Source organism: Mesorhizobium sp. M1328 (assembly GCF_040318075.1).
GTDB lineage: Bacteria > Pseudomonadota > Alphaproteobacteria > Rhizobiales > Rhizobiaceae > Mesorhizobium.
In genome coordinates this window covers 265,693-282,173 of the sequence record NZ_JAMYLO010000001.1, presented here as the reverse complement: position 1 = coordinate 282,173, position 16,481 = coordinate 265,693, and the positions used below count along the sequence as shown (strand labels likewise).

Annotated in this window: 15 protein-coding genes; 10 read left to right on the top strand and 5 right to left on the bottom strand. The window is 63.8% G+C overall.

The genetic code is table 11. The features are described 5' to 3' along the window. Position 1: 1 nt before the first annotated feature. The 6 genes from NKH23_RS01375 to NKH23_RS01350 all read left to right on the top strand — a co-directional run bounded on the left by NKH23_RS01375 (position 2) and on the right by NKH23_RS01350 (position 6,481). Complete coding sequence (locus tag NKH23_RS01375) at positions 2-826, top strand: carbohydrate ABC transporter permease (RefSeq protein WP_352911877.1); 825 nt, start codon at positions 2-4, stop codon at positions 824-826. Between the two features lie 51 nt (positions 827-877). Beyond that, complete coding sequence (locus NKH23_RS01370; RefSeq protein WP_352977118.1) at positions 878-1,882, top strand: ABC transporter ATP-binding protein; 1,005 nt, start codon at positions 878-880, stop codon at positions 1,880-1,882. Continuing rightward, entirely contained in the window at positions 1,879-2,649 is a 771-nt protein-coding gene (locus NKH23_RS01365; RefSeq protein WP_353034155.1) for an L-iditol 2-dehydrogenase, read from the top strand. The genes NKH23_RS01370 and NKH23_RS01365 overlap by 4 nt, the downstream gene beginning before the upstream one ends. 71 nt (positions 2,650-2,720) lie before the next feature. Then, positions 2,721-4,199, top strand: coding sequence for a mannitol dehydrogenase family protein (locus tag NKH23_RS01360; protein WP_352911872.1), 1,479 nt, complete (start codon positions 2,721-2,723; stop codon positions 4,197-4,199). Between the two features lie 15 nt (positions 4,200-4,214). Continuing rightward, positions 4,215-4,898 (top strand): HAD family hydrolase, encoded by a 684-nt coding sequence (locus tag NKH23_RS01355; protein WP_352977116.1) that lies wholly within the window; start codon positions 4,215-4,217, stop codon positions 4,896-4,898. Continuing rightward, positions 4,895-6,481 carry an FGGY-family carbohydrate kinase gene (locus NKH23_RS01350; protein WP_352977115.1) on the top strand — a complete coding sequence of 529 codons (1,587 nt, stop codon included), beginning with the start codon at positions 4,895-4,897 and terminating at the stop codon, positions 6,479-6,481. The genes NKH23_RS01355 and NKH23_RS01350 overlap by 4 nt, the downstream gene beginning before the upstream one ends. Positions 6,482-6,495: 14 nt before the next feature. Here NKH23_RS01350 and NKH23_RS01345 read toward each other — a convergent pair whose 3' ends face one another. Further along, the gene (locus NKH23_RS01345) at positions 6,496-7,077 is read right to left on the bottom strand and encodes a histidine phosphatase family protein (protein ID WP_352977136.1); all 582 of its coding nucleotides are present in this window, start codon (positions 7,075-7,077) and stop codon (positions 6,496-6,498) included. 233 nt (positions 7,078-7,310) lie between these two features. Between NKH23_RS01345 and NKH23_RS01340 the strand changes: the two genes are divergently transcribed. Continuing rightward, positions 7,311-8,714 carry an MATE family efflux transporter gene (locus NKH23_RS01340; protein WP_352977114.1) on the top strand — a complete coding sequence of 468 codons (1,404 nt, stop codon included), beginning with the start codon at positions 7,311-7,313 and terminating at the stop codon, positions 8,712-8,714. A gap of 16 nt (positions 8,715-8,730) precedes the next feature. Here NKH23_RS01340 and NKH23_RS01335 read toward each other — a convergent pair whose 3' ends face one another. The 4 genes from NKH23_RS01335 to speB form a co-directional block, all read right to left on the bottom strand. Beyond that, a complete protein-coding gene (locus tag NKH23_RS01335) occupies positions 8,731-9,378 on the bottom strand; it encodes an amino acid ABC transporter permease (RefSeq protein ID WP_023722520.1) in 648 nt (215 codons plus the stop codon). Then, positions 9,375-10,043, bottom strand: a complete 669-nt coding sequence (locus NKH23_RS01330) for an amino acid ABC transporter permease (protein WP_352977113.1) — start codon at positions 10,041-10,043, stop codon at positions 9,375-9,377. Before NKH23_RS01330 ends, NKH23_RS01335 begins: the two co-directional genes overlap by 4 nt. Before the next feature lie 6 nt (positions 10,044-10,049). Further along, positions 10,050-10,859: a transporter substrate-binding domain-containing protein gene (locus NKH23_RS01325; RefSeq protein ID WP_352977112.1), complete on the bottom strand. Its 810-nt coding sequence runs from the start codon at positions 10,857-10,859 to the stop codon at positions 10,050-10,052. 135 nt (positions 10,860-10,994) lie between these two features. Then, entirely contained in the window at positions 10,995-12,056 is a 1,062-nt protein-coding gene (gene speB / locus NKH23_RS01320; RefSeq protein ID WP_023722517.1) for an agmatinase, read from the bottom strand. A 181-nt stretch (positions 12,057-12,237) separates the two neighbouring features. On the opposite strand from speB, the gene gcvA reads away from it, so the two are divergent. The 3 genes from gcvA to NKH23_RS01305 all read left to right on the top strand — a co-directional run bounded on the left by gcvA (position 12,238) and on the right by NKH23_RS01305 (position 16,333). Beyond that, positions 12,238-13,215, top strand: a complete 978-nt coding sequence (gene gcvA / locus NKH23_RS01315) for a transcriptional regulator GcvA (protein WP_352977111.1) — start codon at positions 12,238-12,240, stop codon at positions 13,213-13,215. 194 nt (positions 13,216-13,409) lie between these two features. Beyond that, positions 13,410-14,714, top strand: a complete 1,305-nt coding sequence (pncB, locus tag NKH23_RS01310) for a nicotinate phosphoribosyltransferase (protein WP_292662367.1) — start codon at positions 13,410-13,412, stop codon at positions 14,712-14,714. Positions 14,715-14,890: 176 nt separating this feature from the next. Continuing rightward, a complete protein-coding gene (locus tag NKH23_RS01305) occupies positions 14,891-16,333 on the top strand; it encodes a hypothetical protein (protein WP_352977110.1) in 1,443 nt (480 codons plus the stop codon). Positions 16,334-16,481 lie beyond the last annotated feature (148 nt).

The following is a 16,481-nucleotide window of genomic DNA, read 5'->3' as shown; positions in this document are numbered from 1 at the left end:
GATGGCACGTGCAGTCACCACCCAGCACAAGACGATTGCGACCGCGGCCGCCTGGATCGTCGCGCTACTGATCTTCTTCCCGATCCTCTATACGATCATCACTTCGTTCAAATCGGAGCAGGAGGCCATCCAAGGCTTCAACCTGTTCCCGTCGGGAACCACGGAGAGCTATTCCGAGGTCCAGGCGCAGAGCGGCTATTTCAAATTCTTCCTGAACTCGGTGTTCCTGTCGGTCGGCTCGACCGTCCTGGCTCTGCTTGTCGCCGTACCGGCGGCATGGTCGATGGCGTTTTCGCCGAGCAAACGCACCAAGGACATCCTGATGTGGATGCTTTCCACCAAGATGATGCCGGCCGTCGCCGTGCTGTTCCCGATCTATCTGATCTTCCGCGATACCGGACTGCTCGACAGCCGCATCGGCCTGATGGTCATGCTGATGCTGATCAACCTGCCGATCGTGGTCTGGATGCTCTACACCTATTTCCGCGAGATCCCGGGCGAGATCCTGGAAGCGGCGCGCATGGACGGCGCATCGCTCTGGAACGAGATCATCTACGTGCTGACGCCGATGGCGGTGCCCGGCATCGCCTCGACCATGCTGCTCAACATCATTCTCGCCTGGAACGAGGCGTTCTGGACGATCCGGCTGACCACCACCGAGGCCGCGCCGCTCACCGCTTTCATCAGCTCCTTCTCCAGCCCGCAGGGGCTGTTCTGGGCCAAGCTTTCGGCCGCCTCGACGCTGGCGATCGCGCCGATCCTGATCATGGGCTGGTTCAGCCAGAAGCAGCTGGTCCGCGGCCTGACATTTGGGGCAGTAAAGTAACGGAAACTGCCTGACGCAAAACGACGAAATAGCCCTTCGGGGGAGGAAATCATGGGAAACATCACGCTCAAGAACGTCTCCAAATCCTTCGGGGCGACATCCATCATTCCCGGCCTCGACCTGGTCATCGAGAACGGCGAGTTCGTCGTCTTCGTCGGCCCGTCAGGCTGCGGCAAGTCAACGCTGTTGCGTCTGATCGCTGGCCTGGAGGATACCAGCGGCGGCACCATCAATATCGATGGCCGCGACGTCACCGGTGAGGCGCCGGCCAAGCGCAAGCTGGCGATGGTGTTCCAGTCCTATGCGCTCTACCCGCACATGACGGTGGCCAAGAACATCGCTTTCCCGCTGAAGATGGCGGGCGAGGACAAAGCCACCATCGACAAGAAGGTGAAGGACGCCGCGCGGATTTTGAACCTCACCAACTACCTCGACCGCCGCCCCGGCCAGCTCTCCGGCGGCCAGCGGCAGCGCGTCGCCATCGGCCGCGCCATCGTGCGCCAGCCATCGGCCTTCCTGTTCGACGAGCCTTTGTCCAATCTCGACGCGGCGCTGCGCGGCACCATGCGGCTGGAGATCAGCGAGCTACACCACCAGCTCAAGACAACCATGGTCTACGTCACCCACGACCAGATCGAGGCGATGACCATGGCCGACAAGATCGTCGTGCTCAATGCCGGCAATATCGAGCAGGTTGGCTCGCCTATGGAGCTCTACAAGACGCCGAAGAACCTGTTCGTCGCCGGTTTCATAGGTTCGCCGAAGATGAACCTGATCGAAGGCGCGCCGGCCGCCAAATATGGCGCCAACACAGTCGGCATCCGCCCGGAGCATATGAACATTTCGAAGACGTCAGGCGACTGGAAGGCGACGGTCGGCGTTGCCGAGCATCTCGGCTCCGACACGTTTTTGCACGTCCAGGCAGATGGTGTCGGGCAGCTGACGGTGCGTGCCGACGGCGAGCTGGCCGCCCATCACGGCGACACGATCTACCTGACACCGGACAAGACCAAGCTGCATCGTTTCGGCACCGATGGGAAGGCGATGCTGCAATGAGGCTCGGAGGTAAATCGGCGCTGATCACCGGATCGGCGCGCGGCATCGGCAGGGCGTTTGCCGAAGCCTACATGCGGGAGGGGGCGACCGTCGCCATCGGCGACATCAATCTCGAGGCTGCCGAGAAGACGGCTTCGGAAATCGGCGGCAATGCCTACGCGGTGAAGCTGGACGTCACCGATCTCGCGTCGATCGATGCGGCCGTCAAGGCGGTCGAAGCCAGGGCCGGCGGCCTGGATATCTTGATCAACAACGCTGCTTTGTTCGACCTGGCGCCGATCGTCGAGATCACCAAGGCAAGCTACGACAGATTGTTTTCGGTCAACGTCGCCGGCACGCTGTTTACGTTGCAGGCCGCCACCCGTTCGATGATTGCCCGCGGCAAGGGCGGCAAGATCATCAACATGGCGAGCCAGGCCGGGCGCCGCGGCGAGGCGCTGGTCGCCGTCTACTGCGCCACCAAGGCGGCGGTCATCTCGTTGACCCAGTCGGCAGGGCTCGACCTGATCAAGCACCGCATCAACGTCAATGCCATCGCCCCGGGTGTCGTCGACGGCGAGCATTGGGACCATGTCGATGCCCTGTTCGCCAAGTTCGAGAACCGGCCGAAGGGTGAAAAGAAGAGACTGGTCGGCGAAGCCGTGCCTTATGGCCGCATGGGCACGGCGCAAGACCTCACCGGCATGGCGGTGTTCCTGGCCAGCGACGAGGCCGAATACATCGTTGCCCAGACCTATAATGTCGATGGCGGCCAGTGGATGAGTTGAGGGGGCGAAGGCGCTCTTCTCCCCGTCTCCTCCACGGGGGGAAGAGCCGTCCCGCTAAAGGGTAAAAGCAGATGACCGTGAAACTCTCTTCTTCCATCCTGGCCAAGCTGCCGCCCAAGGTCGCCGGCCCGAAATACGATCGCGTCGCGCTCAAGGCCGGCATCGTGCATTTCGGCGTCGGCAATTTCCATCGCTCGCACCAGGCCGTCTATCTCGACGACCTGTTCAACTCGGGCGTCGGCCACGACTGGGCCATTGTTGGCGCCGGCGTCTTCGAGGGCGAGAAGGTCGGCCGCGGCAAGTTGCAGGAGCAGGACTGGCTGACCACCGTGGTCGAGCAGGACAGCGGCCATATGAGCGCGCGCGTCACCGGCGTCATGATCGACTTCCTGGTGCCTGGCGACGCGATCGCAATCGTCGAGCGGCTCGCCGATCCGGCGATCAAGATCGTTTCCCTGACCATTACCGAGGGTGGGTATTTCATCGATCCGGCTTCAGGCGTCTTCAATCCGACGCATCCCGACATCGTTGCCGACGCGCAACCCGGGGCGACACCGAAGACCGTTTTTGGGCTCATCCTCGCCGGGCTGCTGCGCCGCCGCGCCGACGGTATCGTGCCCTTCACCGTCATGTCCTGCGACAACATCCCCCATAACGGCCACGTCACCTCGGATGGCGTCATCGGCCTTGCGCGGCTGATCGACGAGGATCTGGCAAACTGGGTGAGCGAAAACGTTGCCTTTCCCGACGGCATGGTCGACCGCATCACGCCGGCCACCACCGACCGCGAGCGCGGCATTCTCTCCAGCGAGTTCGGCCTCGACGACAATTGGCCGGTGTTTTGCGAGCCGTTCAAGCAATGGGTGCTGGAGGACCGTTTCACCGACGGAAGGCCGCCGCTGGAACAGGTCGGCGTGCAGTTCGTCAGCGACGTCGCGCCCTATGAGCTGATGAAGATTCGCATCCTAAATGGCGGCCACGCGACCATCGCCTATCCGGCCGGGCTGATGGACATCCATTTCGTCCATGAGGCGATGCAGGAGCCTCTGGTACGCGGCTTCCTCGACAAGCTCGAGCATGACGAAATCATCCCGACCGTGCCGCCGGTGCCGGACACCGACCTCGAAGATTACTACCAGCTCATCGAGCACCGCTTCTCCAATCCGAAGATCGGCGACACCATACGCCGGCTTTGCCTCGACGGCTCCAACCGCCAGCCGAAATTCATCATTCCGACCATCGCCGACCGGCTGAAGGCTGGCAAAAGCGTCGTCGGCCTGGCGCTGGAATCTGCGCTCTGGTGTCGCTACTGCTTCGGCACCACGGATTCCGGTGCCGTCACCGAGCCCAACGACCCGAACTGGGGCCGGTTGCAGGCGACAGCCAAGGCGGCCAGGGGCATGCCTGCCGCCTGGCTTGCCATGGAGGACATCTATGGCGACGTCGGACGCTCGGCGCCGTTCGCCGAAGCGTTCGCCCATGCGCTCAAATCGCTGTGGGCGGACGGCGCGCGCGCGACACTGACGCGCTATCTCGCCGGCGAACTCTGAAGCCGATCCAGCGCGATGACGCCTGAACTGGTCATTTTCGACTGTGACGGCGTGCTGGTGGATAGCGAGATGCTGTCCGTCTCGGCATTGCTGGAGATGATCGCGCTTGCCGGCGGCAACGTCAGCGAGGACATTGCCTACGAGCACTTCCTCGGCAAGAGCATGAAGAGCGTCCGCGAAATCCTCGCAAGCGACTTCGGGCTCGATCTCACCGACCAGCATCTGATCGAGATGCGCTCCGAACTGATGCGCAAGTTCCGCCAGGAGCTGAAACCGATGCCAGGCATCGCACAGGTCCTGCCGAAGCTCGGCGTGCCGTGCTGCGTCGCCTCCTCCGGCACGCTGGAGCGAATCCGCTATGCGCTCCAGGTTACGGAGTTGCTTGGGCTACTGGAGCCGCATTTGTTCAGCGCTGCCATGGTGGCGCGGGGCAAACCGGCGCCTGACCTTTTTCTCCACGCAGCCGACAAAATGGGGGCTGTTCCGCGAAACTGCCTCGTCGTCGAGGACAGCCCTGCCGGCATCGAAGCGGCTCGGGCGGCCGGCATGCGCGTCCTTGCCTTCACCGGCGGCTCGCACACCGGCAACCCGGCACTGAAAGCGCGGCTTGCGTCGAGTGAGCCGGACTTTATATTCGCTGACATGCTGCAATTGCCCGATCTGATTGCAGGCCTGGGAGCGAGAGCAAGAACACCTTGACCAACAGTTTCGTTTGCGCGGTCGATGTCGGCACCGGAAGCGCCCGTGCCGGCATTCTCGACACCGCTGGCGCCTTGCTCGGCCGCGCCGAGCACCCGATCGCCATGCAACAGCCGAAGGCCGATCACGCCGAGCACGATTCGCAGGATATCTGGTCGGCAGTGTGCAGTGCCGTGCGCGCTGCCCGCGAAAAGGCGGGCGTGAAGGCTGAGGATATCGTCGGCATCTCCTTTGACGCCACCTGCTCGCTGGTGGTGCGAGACCGGCATGGCGGCCAGCTCAGCGTATCCGTCACCGGTGAAAGGCGCTGGGACACCATCGTCTGGCTCGACCATCGCGCCATTGCCGAGGCCGATGAATGCACCGAAAGCGGCCATGCCGTGCTCGACTATATCGGCGGCGTGATGTCGCCGGAAATGGAGACGCCCAAGCTGATGTGGCTGAAGCGCAACCTGCCCGGAACATGGAACGAAGCCGGCTACCTATTCGACCTCACCGACTTCCTGACCTGGAAGGCGACCGGCTCGCTCGCCCGTTCGCAATGCACGCTGACCGCCAAATGGACATATCTGGCCCATGAAGAAATCGGCTGGCGGCGCGACTTCTTCGAAGCGGCCGGGCTCGGCGACCTTTTCGAGCACGGCAATCTTCCGGAAAAGGCAAGCCCGGTCGGTGCCGATATCGGCCCGCTCGGCGCGCAAGCTGCGGCGGAGCTTGGCCTCACCGAAAAATGCCGGGTCGGCGCCGGCGTCATCGATGCCTATGCCGGCGCGCTCGGCGTGCTCGGCGGTTTCGCCGGTGAAGCGCAGGACATCGGCCGCCATCTGGCCCTGATCGCCGGCACGTCGAGTTGCGTCATGGCGATGTCGCCCGATCCGCAGCCTTTCGCCGGTGTTTGGGGTCCTTACTATGGCGCTGCCCTTCCCGGCCTGTGGCTGTCGGAAGGTGGCCAGTCAGCCACCGGCGCGCTGCTCGATCACATCATCCGCTGGCATGGCGCCGGCGGCGAGCCGGATGCCGTCATGCATGCCAGGATCGCCCGCCGCGTCGCCGAGCTGCGCGCCGCCGAGGGCGGCAACCTCGCCGCAAGACTGCACGTACTGCCCGATTTCCACGGCAACCGCTCGCCGCTCGCCGACCCGCATGCCGTCGGCGTCATCAGCGGGCTGACGCTGGATTCCTCCTTCGACAGCCTGTGCAAGCTCTACTGGCGCACCGCTGTCAGCATCGCGCTTGGCGTACGCCATGTGCTGGAGGCGCTGAACGAGAACGGCTATCTGATCGACACGCTGCACGTCACCGGCGGCCACACCAAGAACCCGCTGTTGATGGAGCTCTATGCCGACGCCACCGGCTGCGCGGTGGTCGAGCCGCTGGCGGACGAGGCGGTGCTGCTCGGCACCGGCATGATTGCCGCCACCGCTGCCCGGCTTTTTCCCGATTTGAACGCTGCCTGCATCGCCATGCAGCAAGGCGGCAAGACACGAGACCCCAATCCAGCTGCCGCCGGCCGGTTCGATCGCGACTACCGCGTGTTTCTCGAAATGCACAGGCAAAGGCAGGCGCTGGACGCGATCCGATAGATCGGGATCGGCCGCTATCTCTGGTTCCAGCGCCGGATAACCGGCTCATCAAGGTCGTGCTCATAACCAAGCACGCTCACGCTGGCGGTATCCAGCACGAAAAGCGCGCCGTCTTGCGGCGGCAGGCCGAGCCAGCGTGCGGCCAGCACCCGCAGGAAATGCGAGCTTGAGAAGATCAGGACGTTGCTGCCGGCCTCGCGCAACTGGCTGACGATCCGGTCCGCTCTCGAGCCGACATCCACGGCGGGCTCGCCGCGCGGGCAGCCGTCGCGAAAAAGCCGCCAGCCGGGACGCTCGGCGAGGATTTGCTTGGTGGTCAATCCCTCATAGGCACCATAATCCCACTCCGCCAGATCGTCCTTCTTCACGCCTGACGCGCCGAAGCCGGCCAGCGCACAGGTGTTGAAGGCGCGCTGCGACGGGCTCGACCACACCGCCGAGAAGGACAGGCCCTTGAGCCGCTCAGCGACGCGCCTCGCCGCGTCCTCGCCGGCCGGCGTCAGCGGTATGTCGGTACGGCCGGTATGTTTCCCGGACGCACTCCATTCCGTCTCGCCATGCCGAACCAGATAGATTTCGGGAAACGCGCTCATCAGGGTGCCTTTCAAATGAATCCGCCGTGACCATAGCGGCTTCCATAGCCTCTCCAATAGCGTGCATTGAGCCGACTGGCTTAACCCTTCCGCAGGTCAGCCTCTTGCCACCGGTGCCCATTTGATAGACAAACCCGTCGTAATGCGGAATCCGGCCGATCTTGGCCATTTTCCGCGCTGAGACGCGGCTTCCGGCTCTTGCCGACGTGCCGCAATCGGATAGGCGGAAAACTAGAATGTCTGCGATCGAAGCCGACGCTCGCGCGCCGGAAAACCTTTGGCGTCGGGAAATCAGGGCGATGCTGGCGCTCGCCTGGCCGATGGTGCTGACCAATCTCGGCCAGACCGCGATGACGGCCACCGACGTCATGATGATGGGGCGGCTCGGACCGGACACGTTGGCCAGCGGTGCGCTTGGCGCCAATCTCTATTTCATGCCGCTCATCTTCGGGCTCGGCCTGATGCTGGCGACCTCTCCGATGATGGCGACCGAGCTTGGCCGCCGCCGCCACTCGGTGCGCGACCTGCGCCGCACCGTGCGCCAGGGTCTGTGGCTGGCGATCCTCATTTGCATTCCGATCTGGGTCTTTCTCTGGCACGGCGAGGCCGTGTTGCTGGCCATGGGTCAGGAACCGGCACTGGCGCATCAGGCCGGCATCTATCTGCGCTGGCTCGAATGGGCGGTGCTGCCCTTTTTCGGCTACATCGTCCTGCGCTCGTTCATTTCGGCGCTGGAGCGGCCGGGCTGGGCGCTGATCATCGTCTTCGTTGCCGTCGCCTGCAATGCCTTTTTCAACTGGCTGTTCATGTTCGGCAATCTCGGCATCCAATCGATGGGCATCGCCGGCTCCGGCCTTGCCACCACTCTGTCCAGCACGCTGATGTTCGCCGGCATGGCGGCGGTGGTGATGCTTGAGAAGAAATTCCGGCGCTATCGTCTGTTCGGACGCTTCTGGCGCGCTGACTGGCCGCGCTTCAAGGGCCTGCTGCGGCTCGGCCTGCCGATCGCCGGCCTGCTGGCCTTCGAGGTGACGATCTTCAACGCGGCGGCCTTTCTCATGGGCCTGATCGATGCGGCTTCGCTTGCCGCCCATGCGATCGCCATCCAGATCGCCTCGATCACCTTCATGGTGCCGCTCGGCCTCAACCAGGCCGTGACGGTGCGCGTCGGACTTGCCCACGGCGCCGGCAATCCGGAAGGTGTCAGCCGGGCTGGCTGGACCGCCTATGTCGTCGGTGTCTCCTTCATGGCGCTGATGGGGCTAGTGATGATCCTGTGGCCGCATGTCTTGATCGGCGCCTTCATCGATCTGGGCAATCCGGCTAATGCCGAGGTGGTGGCGCTTGCCGTGTCGTTCCTCGCTTTTGCCGCGCTGTTCCAGGTTTTTGACGGCGCGCAGGCGGTCGCCAGCGGCATGCTGCGCGGCCTGCACGACACCAAGGTGCCGATGATCTATGCCGCGATCGGCTATTGGGGCATCGGCCTGCCGCTCGGCGTGCTGCTGGCCTTCCATTTCGGCTTCAATGGCGTCGGCATCTGGATCGGCCTGTCGTCGGGACTGGCGGTGGTGGCGGCGCTCTTGCTGGGGCGCTGGCTGCGGCGCGACCGTATAGCGCCGTCTCTGGTATTCGGGCGTTGAATTGCTGGTCGCCCGCTCAGCGGGCCGCCGCCCGCTGCTCGAGCGAACGTGCATATTGCGTCAGCGGAAAGCACATGACGAAGAAGATCAGCGCTACCAGCCCATAGACTTTGAACGGTTCGAACGTCGCATTGTTGATCGCGTTGGATGTCCTCACCAGCTCCTCGAAACCGATGATCGAGGTCAGCGCGGTCGACTTGATCAGCTGCACCAGGAAGCCGACGGTCGGCGCGCGGGTGATCGAAAACGCCTGAGGCAAGATGATTAGCCGGAGTTCCTGCAGATAGTGCAGGCCGAGGCTGGCGCCGGCGTCCCACTGGCCGCGCGGCAGTGCATCGACGCCGCCGCGCCAGATCTCGGCGAGATAGGCGCTGGCAAAGAAGGTCAGGCCAAGCACCGCCGCGGTCCACGGCTCGATGCGCAGGCCCAGCATCGGCAAGCCGAAGAACATCAGGAAGAGCTGCATCAGCAGCGGCGTGCCCTGGAAAAGCGCGATGTAGCCGGAGGCAAACCGGCGCGCCCATTTATTCTTGGCGATGCGGAAGAACAGCACGATCATGCCGACCACGGCCCCGCCGACAAAGGCAGCCAACGACAAGAGCACCGTCCAGCGCGCCGCCAGCAGCAGGTTGCGCAGAATGTCCCAGAAGGTGAATTCGATCATGACACGCCGGCTCCAAGAAGCCGGCGCCCGCCGCCGACCAGCAGCCGGCGCAGCCCAATCGACAGGATGAGATAGACCATCGTCACCACGAAATAGGTCTCGAAAGCCCGGAACGTGCGCGCCTGCAGCATGTCGGCTTCATAGGTCAGCTCGCGCACCGCGATCTGCGACACCACGGCGGATTCCAGCATCATGATGACGATCTGGCTGGTCAGCGCCGGATAGATCACCTTGAGCGCCTGCGGCAGCACGATCTTGACGAAGACCTGGCGCGGCCTGAGGCCAAGCGCCAGTGCCGCTTCCGTCTGCCCGGGCGGCACCGCGTCGAGCCCGGCGCCGACGATCTCGATCGTGTAGGCCGCCATGTTGAGCGTCATCGCCAGCATGGCTGCCAGCACCGGATCTAGCCTGACGCCGATGCTGGGCAGCCCGAAGAAGATGAAGAACAGCTGCACCAGGAAAGGCGTGTTGCGGATCACCTCGACATAGACGCCGATCGCCCGCTTGAGCAGGAGCGGACCGTTCCGCCGCCCCGCCGCGCCGAGGATGCTGAGCAACGTTCCCGCCAGCGTGGTCACGGCGATCAACAGGATCGTCGTGGCCGCGCCGCGCGCGATCGCCCCTGTCGCCCCGGCAAGCCAGCCGAAGTCGAGGCTATAGGTCACTGGCCGTCAATCCTTGAGATTGGCGGGATCGAGCGGCGTCTTCAGCCAGGCCTTCGAGCTTTCGTCCAGTCTGCCGTCGGCCAGCATCTTGGCAACCGCATCGTTGACCGCTTGCTTGAGGCGGTCTTCCTTCTTGTTGAGGCCGATATGCGAGGGCGAGGTGAGAAGCTGGAATTTCTGTTCCGGCTTCAGCGCCTCCTGACGGGCGAGCACCTGGGCGCCGACATCGTTGCCGACCACCATCAGCTGGGTCTGGCCCGAGATGAAGGCCTGGATGACGGAATTGTAGTTGTCGAAGCGGCGGATGTCGGCCGAGGCGGGTGCTGCCTCGGTCAGCGAGCTGTCCTCCAGCGTGCCGCGATTGACGGCGATCGACTTGTCGGCAAGGTCTTCCTTGCCTTTGACGGCAAGCGCGGCCGGGCCGATCACGGCGATGTAGTAGGGTGCGTAGGCGGCGGCGAAATCGATCACCTGCTCACGCTCCTTGGAATAGCCGACACTCATCAGCAGGTCGACGCGCTTGTCGGTCAGGTACGGGATGCGGTTCTGGCCGGTCACGCTGACCAGATTGAGCTTGACCTTGAGCTGGTCGGCGATGGATTGCGCCACGTCGATGTCGTAGCCCTTGATGCTCATATCGGCGCTGGCCGAGGAGAAGGGCGGGAAATCGGAAAAGATGCCAACATTGATCGCGCCGGCCTTGGCGATGTCGTCGATCGCGTCGGCATTGACGGCCTGGGTGGTGAAACCAAGGCCGGTCGCGCCGAGCATCAGCACGGCGGCGATGGATGATTTGAGCTTCATGTGAAGTGTCATTGTCATTCCCCTGCTGGAAGCTTGTTTGTTTGGTGCAACCGCCGGCTCCAGCGCGGCGGTCGCCTTTGGATTCTCTAGTGAACCATGATCGTCTCCGAAAACCGGTTCCCACTTTTCGGATCATGGTCGAGCGTGTCAGCCCGCCTTGCCGGTGATTGCCGGGCTGAAGACCATCAAGCTGAGGATCTCGAACAGCACCTGCGCGCCGGCATGCGCCGTGTTGGTGGTCGCGTCGTACTGCGGTGCCACCTCGACGACGTCGCCGCCGACGATGTTGAGGCCTTTCAGGCCGCGCAGCAGCTCGAGCACTTCGCGCGTCGTCAGCCCGCCGACTTCCGGTGTGCCGGTGCCCGGCGCGAAGGCCGGATCGACGCTGTCGATGTCGAACGAGACATAGGTCGGCCCGTCGCCGACTATTCTGCGCGCCTTCTCGATAATGGCGGGGATGCCGAGGCCGGTCACCTCTTCGGCATGCACCACGGTCATGCCGGACTCATAGGTGAACTCCCAAAGGTATTCGGCCGAGCCGCGAATGCCGATCTGGATGGTGCGGCTCGGGTCGAGCACGCCGTCCAGCACCGCGTTGCGGAATGGCCCGCCATGGTGGAACTTGGTCATGTCGAACAAGCCGCTGGTATCGCAATGGGCGTCGATATGGATCATGCCCACCGGCGCCTTCTTGCCGACAGCCTTCAGGATCGGGTGGCTGATCGAATGGTCGCCGCCGACAGACAAGGGCAGCACGCCGGCGTCGACGATCTGGTTGGTGCGGCGTTCGATGTCGTCATGGCTGGTCTCCAGCCGGTAGCGGCTCTGGAACGGCACGTCGCCGATGTCGGCGACCTTCAGCTCATGCGTCGGCGCGCATTCCAGCACATGGTTGTAGGGGCCGATGCGCTCGATGGCGCGCAGCGCCCTTGGCCCGAAGCGGGCGCCCGGCCGGTTGGTGACGCCAAGATCCATCGGCACGCCGATCATCGCCACCTGCAGATCGCCGAAATCCGGATTGTCGGCGGCGATTTCACGATAGGGCGCCGCGAGGAAGGTCGGGATGCCGGAATAGGGCGCCAGCCGCGTGCCGGTCTTGGAGAAGATCTTGTCGGCGACACGCTGGAATTTCGGGTCGAACATTTCGCCGCCATGGCTCTCGCCATATTTGCGGCGCAACGCTTCGAGCTTGCCGCGGTCATAACCCATGTCGGTCCTCCATGGCTGGTGCAGCGCGGACGGCGGCCTCGATAGCCGCAGCCGTTGGCTGCCTGCAGATTTCACGTCTTGATGCAAGGCTTGGGCAAAGTGTCCTGTAGCTGCATTGAAAAATCAATTGATATTGTTAGGGTGTTCGCTGTGAGAAAATCTCACAGAGCCTAGGTTCCAAATGGCCAAGCGTTTGCCACCGCTCAACCCGCTGCGCGCCTTCGAGGCGACGGCGCGCCATGCCTCGCTGACCAAGGCGGCGGCCGAGCTGAACGTCACCCACGGCGCCATCAGCCATCAGATCAAGGCGCTCGAGCAATCATTGGGCGTCAAGCTGTTCGAGCGTGCCGGCCAGCGGGTGAAGCTGACGCCGCACGGCGCCGAATTGCTGCCGGCGGTGTCGACCGCCTTCGACGGCATTGCCGCCGCCACGCAGCGCATGACGAGGCCGGCCAGCACCGGCGCGCTGTCGGTATCCTGCGTGCCGGCGCTGCTGTTGCTATGGATGATCCCGCGGCTGGGCAGCTTCACCTCGCAATATCCGGATATCAGGCTGACGCTGATCCCATCCAATGACGCCAAGGACGTCCGCGCCCCGCACATCGATGTCTGCGTGCACTATGGTGACGGCAGCTGGACCGATTGCTGGATGCGCAAATGGTCGGGTCTCGAACTGTTCCCGGTGGTCAGTCCGACGCTGATCAACAACCGCCCGATCCGCACCGTCCGCGACCTCGCCGATCACGTCTTCCTGCATGGCGACGACGGCCGCGAATGGCACACCTGGCTGGCCGCCGCCGACGCGCTGGACCTGGAGCGCGGCCGCCGCCACCATCTTGGCGACGCGCGCATGGCGACCGAGGCCGCGGTCCACGGCCATGGCGTGGCGCTCGGCGACACAGTGACCGCGAGCGGACTGCTCGCCAGGGGTCTACTTGTCGCCCCGTTCAGCCTTTCCGTGCCGGCGGTCGACGATTTCTATGTCGTCTGCCGCAACGAGATGCGGTCGGCGCCGATCGTGCAATTGTTCATCGACTGGCTGTTTGCCGAGAAAGAGCAGGCCGACCGCCGCGCCGATGCGCCGGTGGCGGGCCGCATCATCGGCACTCGTCGCAAGCGTCCGGCGCTCAAGGTGGTCGGCGCCAAGACCGCATCCTGAGGTCGACACTGCCGCGGGCGCCGCTTGCCGCAGGGACTTCTTTTTGTCGGGCCAGTCCGCAAAGCGGGAGGCGCTTTCAAAAATTCGATGCTAAGAGGCATTTGGAGCAATTCTAGGAAAAGTGCGCAGCGGTTTTCCGTCCGGAATTGCGCTAGACAAAAAGCTAGAGCGAGCAGCGAAGGCGGCATTGAGCGATGGCAAAGACCGATATAGCGCGGCGCGTCTACAACCACACCTGGAAGCTCGACCCGATCGTCCGCAGCCTGCTGGACACCGATTTCTACAAGCTTCTGATGCTGCAGATGATCTGGGGCATGTATCCCAAGGTCGACACCACCTTCTCGCTGATCAACCGGACCACCTCGGTCCGCCTTGCCGAGGAGATTGACGAGACGGAGCTGCGCGAGCAACTCGACCATGCCCGTACGCTGCGTTTCTCGAAGAAAGAGATGATCTGGCTCGGCGGCAACACCTTCTATGGCCGCAAGCAGATATTCGAACCGGAATTCCTCGCCTGGCTGGAAAATTTCCGGCTGCCCGAATACGAGCTTTCCAAGCGCGACGGCCAATACGAACTCGCCTTCAGCGGTCCGTGGATGTACACGACGCTGTGGGAGATCCCGGCGCTGGCAATTATCAATGAACTTCGATCTCGCGCGGCCATGCGGGCGTTCGGGCCGTTCGCGCTCGACGTGCTATATGCCCGCGCTAAGGCCAAGATGTGGGCCAAGACCGAGCGGCTGAAGGCGCTGCCCGGCATCCGCATCTCGGATTTCGGCACCCGCCGCCGTCATTCTTTCCTGTGGCAGCGCTGGTGCGTCGAAGCGTTGAAGGAGGGCATCGGCGAGGCCTTCACCGGCACCTCCAACGTGCTGCTCGCCATGGACAACGATCTCGAGGCGCTCGGCACCAATGCGCATGAACTGCCGATGGTGTTCGCCGCGCTCACCAATTCGGAAAAGGAATTGAAACAGTCGCCCTACAACGTGCTGCAGGACTGGCAGCGCTACTACGGCGGCAATTTGCTGATCGTGCTGCCGGACACCTTCGGCACCGCGGCGTTCCTGCGCGATGCGCCGGACTGGGTCGCCGACTGGACCGGGTTCCGCCCCGACAGCGCGCCGCCGATCGAGGGCGGCGAGAAGATCATTTCCTGGTGGCGCGAAAAGGGCAAGGACCCCAAGCAGAAGCTGCTCATCTTCTCCGACGGGCTTGAGGTCGAGACCATCGAGGAGACCTACCGCCACTTCCGCGGCAAGGTGCGCATGTCCTTCGGCTGGGGCACCAACCTGACCAACGACTTCGAAGGCTGTGCACCGACGGAGACCAACCGGCTCGACGCCATCTCGCTCGTCTGCAAGGTCACAGAAGCCAACGGCAGGCCGGCGGTCAAGCTTTCCGACAATCCGGCCAAGTCGACAGGCGACGAGAAAGAGATCGAGCGCTATTTGCGCATCTTCGGCCAGAAGGACCGCGTGGAGCAGCTGGTGAAGGTGTGAGGGCCGACAAGAAGTATTTCTTGGAAAGCATGAGTTCCCGCCCACCCCCCTCTGTCCTGCCGGACATCTCCCCCTCAAGGGGGGAGATTGGCTCTCATCTCCGCTTTGGCCAACCCTCAACAAGGCAAGAAAAGCGCCGGCCGATTCAACCGCCAATCTCCCCCCTTGAGGGGGAGATGTCCGGCAGGACAGAGGGGGGCGCCGTAGAGCGCTGCATTTCTGCAATCAGGCTCTTTCCCGGCCCCATCGCTTCCTTGGCTCTCCTGTCGCCCACTCCCGCCTTCGCTCATGCCTCCGACCGCGGCCACGTCCTGCTCCTTCCCACCGGCTACTACGTCGCCGGCGGCGCGCTCGCCGTTGCCGCCAGCTTCCTGATCCTGGCTCTGCTCCCGCCGGACTCCCTCGACCGCTTCTGGCGCAAACGCCTGCCGCTTTTCGCCTTCGGCGACGGCGCGCGGACCGCCGTCAGCCTGGTATCCTTTGCCGGCTTTGCAATTCTGATTGCCGCCGGCCTGTTCGGCAGCCGCGACCCGCTTTCCAACCCGCTGCCGCTGACCATCTGGACGCTGCTCTGGGTTGGCCTGGCTCTGCTGCAGGGGCTCGCCGGCGATCTCTGGTCGTGGCTCAATCCCTGGTACGGACCGTGCCGCGTCGTCTCGCGCCTGCTAGGTGGCAAGGAGCCGCGGCGGCTCCCATCACGGCTCGGCTATTGGCCGGCTTTCGTGCTGTTCTTCGCCTTCGCCTGGTTCGAGCTTATCGACCCGGCGCCCGACGATCCGGCGCGGCTGGCCTGGGCCGCCGGCGTCTACTGGCTGCTGAGTTTCGCCGCCATGCAGGTCTTCGGCTACCGCGACTGGAGCCTGCGCGGTGAGTTCCTGACCGTGTTCTTTTCCATGGTAGCGCACTTCGCCATCGTCGAGCGTAACGAGGACGGCCGGCTCAAACTCTGCTGGCCGGGCGCCAAGCTGCTTGGTGCCGCGCCGCTACCGCTCAGCGGCGTCGCTTTCCTGCTGCTTGCGCTGTCGTCGGTGTCCTTCGACGGCCTGTCGAAAACCTTCTTCTGGCTAGGCTGGTTCGGCATCAATCCGCTGGAGTTTCCTGGACGCACCGCCTTGATCGGCATCGGCAGTTTCGGCCTTGTGCTGAGCTTTGTCGTGCTTGCGGCCGTGTTCGCGCTTGCTGTCTTTCTTGGCCACCATCTGGCCGGCAGCAAGCATTCGCTCGGTCACGCCGCCGGGCTTTTGGTCTGGTCGATTGTGCCGATCGCGCTCGCCTACCACTTCGCGCACTATCTGACGGCGCTGCTGGTCGACGGCCAATATGCGATTGCCGCTCTCTCCGACCCGTTTGCGCTGGGCTGGAACCTGTTCGGTACCGCCGACATGCCAATAGAAGCCGGCGTTGTCGCCGGCGCCGGTTCGGCGTGCTGGCTGTGGAACCTCCAGGCCGGCGTCATCATAGCCGGCCACATGTTTGCAGTGCTTGTCGCCCATGGCTTGGCCTCGCGGCTGCATCCCGTTCCCGCTCGCGCCGCGCTCAGCCAGTTCCCGCTCACCGTGCTGATGATCGCCTACACCGTCCTCGGCTTGTGGCTGCTTGCCACGCCGAGCGCCGGATGAACGAGGTGCGCGATGGCCGTCAATCGAACCTTGGGGAAAGCTCGCTTGCCACGTCAGAGCTTTGGTGATTTAGTTTGTACACATGCAATTTTCGGCCCTCTTAACAAGAGTGGCCCGCCTGCTACAGCCATTGGTCAAAGCTCATAAA

Excerpts from the sequence above, each read along its gene's own strand:
- NKH23_RS01375 (WP_352911877.1), top strand. The coding sequence starts at position 2 with ATGGCACGTGCAGTCACCACCCAGCACAAGACGATTGCGACCGCGGCC.
- NKH23_RS01370 (WP_352977118.1), top strand. The coding sequence starts at position 878 with ATGGGAAACATCACGCTCAAGAACGTCTCCAAATCCTTCGGGGCGACA.
- NKH23_RS01365 (WP_353034155.1), top strand. The coding sequence starts at position 1,879 with ATGAGGCTCGGAGGTAAATCGGCGCTGATCACCGGATCGGCGCGCGGC.
- NKH23_RS01360 (WP_352911872.1), top strand. The coding sequence starts at position 2,721 with ATGACCGTGAAACTCTCTTCTTCCATCCTGGCCAAGCTGCCGCCCAAG.
- NKH23_RS01355 (WP_352977116.1), top strand. The coding sequence starts at position 4,215 with ATGACGCCTGAACTGGTCATTTTCGACTGTGACGGCGTGCTGGTGGAT.
- NKH23_RS01340 (WP_352977114.1), top strand. The coding sequence starts at position 7,311 with ATGTCTGCGATCGAAGCCGACGCTCGCGCGCCGGAAAACCTTTGGCGT.
- NKH23_RS01335 (WP_023722520.1), bottom strand. The coding sequence starts at position 9,378 with ATGATCGAATTCACCTTCTGGGACATTCTGCGCAACCTGCTGCTGGCG.
- NKH23_RS01325 (WP_352977112.1), bottom strand. The coding sequence starts at position 10,859 with ATGACACTTCACATGAAGCTCAAATCATCCATCGCCGCCGTGCTGATG.
- speB (WP_023722517.1), bottom strand. The coding sequence starts at position 12,056 with ATGGGTTATGACCGCGGCAAGCTCGAAGCGTTGCGCCGCAAATATGGC.
- gcvA (WP_352977111.1), top strand. The coding sequence starts at position 12,238 with ATGGCCAAGCGTTTGCCACCGCTCAACCCGCTGCGCGCCTTCGAGGCG.
- pncB (WP_292662367.1), top strand. The coding sequence starts at position 13,410 with ATGGCAAAGACCGATATAGCGCGGCGCGTCTACAACCACACCTGGAAG.
- NKH23_RS01305 (WP_352977110.1), top strand. The coding sequence starts at position 14,891 with ATGTCCGGCAGGACAGAGGGGGGCGCCGTAGAGCGCTGCATTTCTGCA.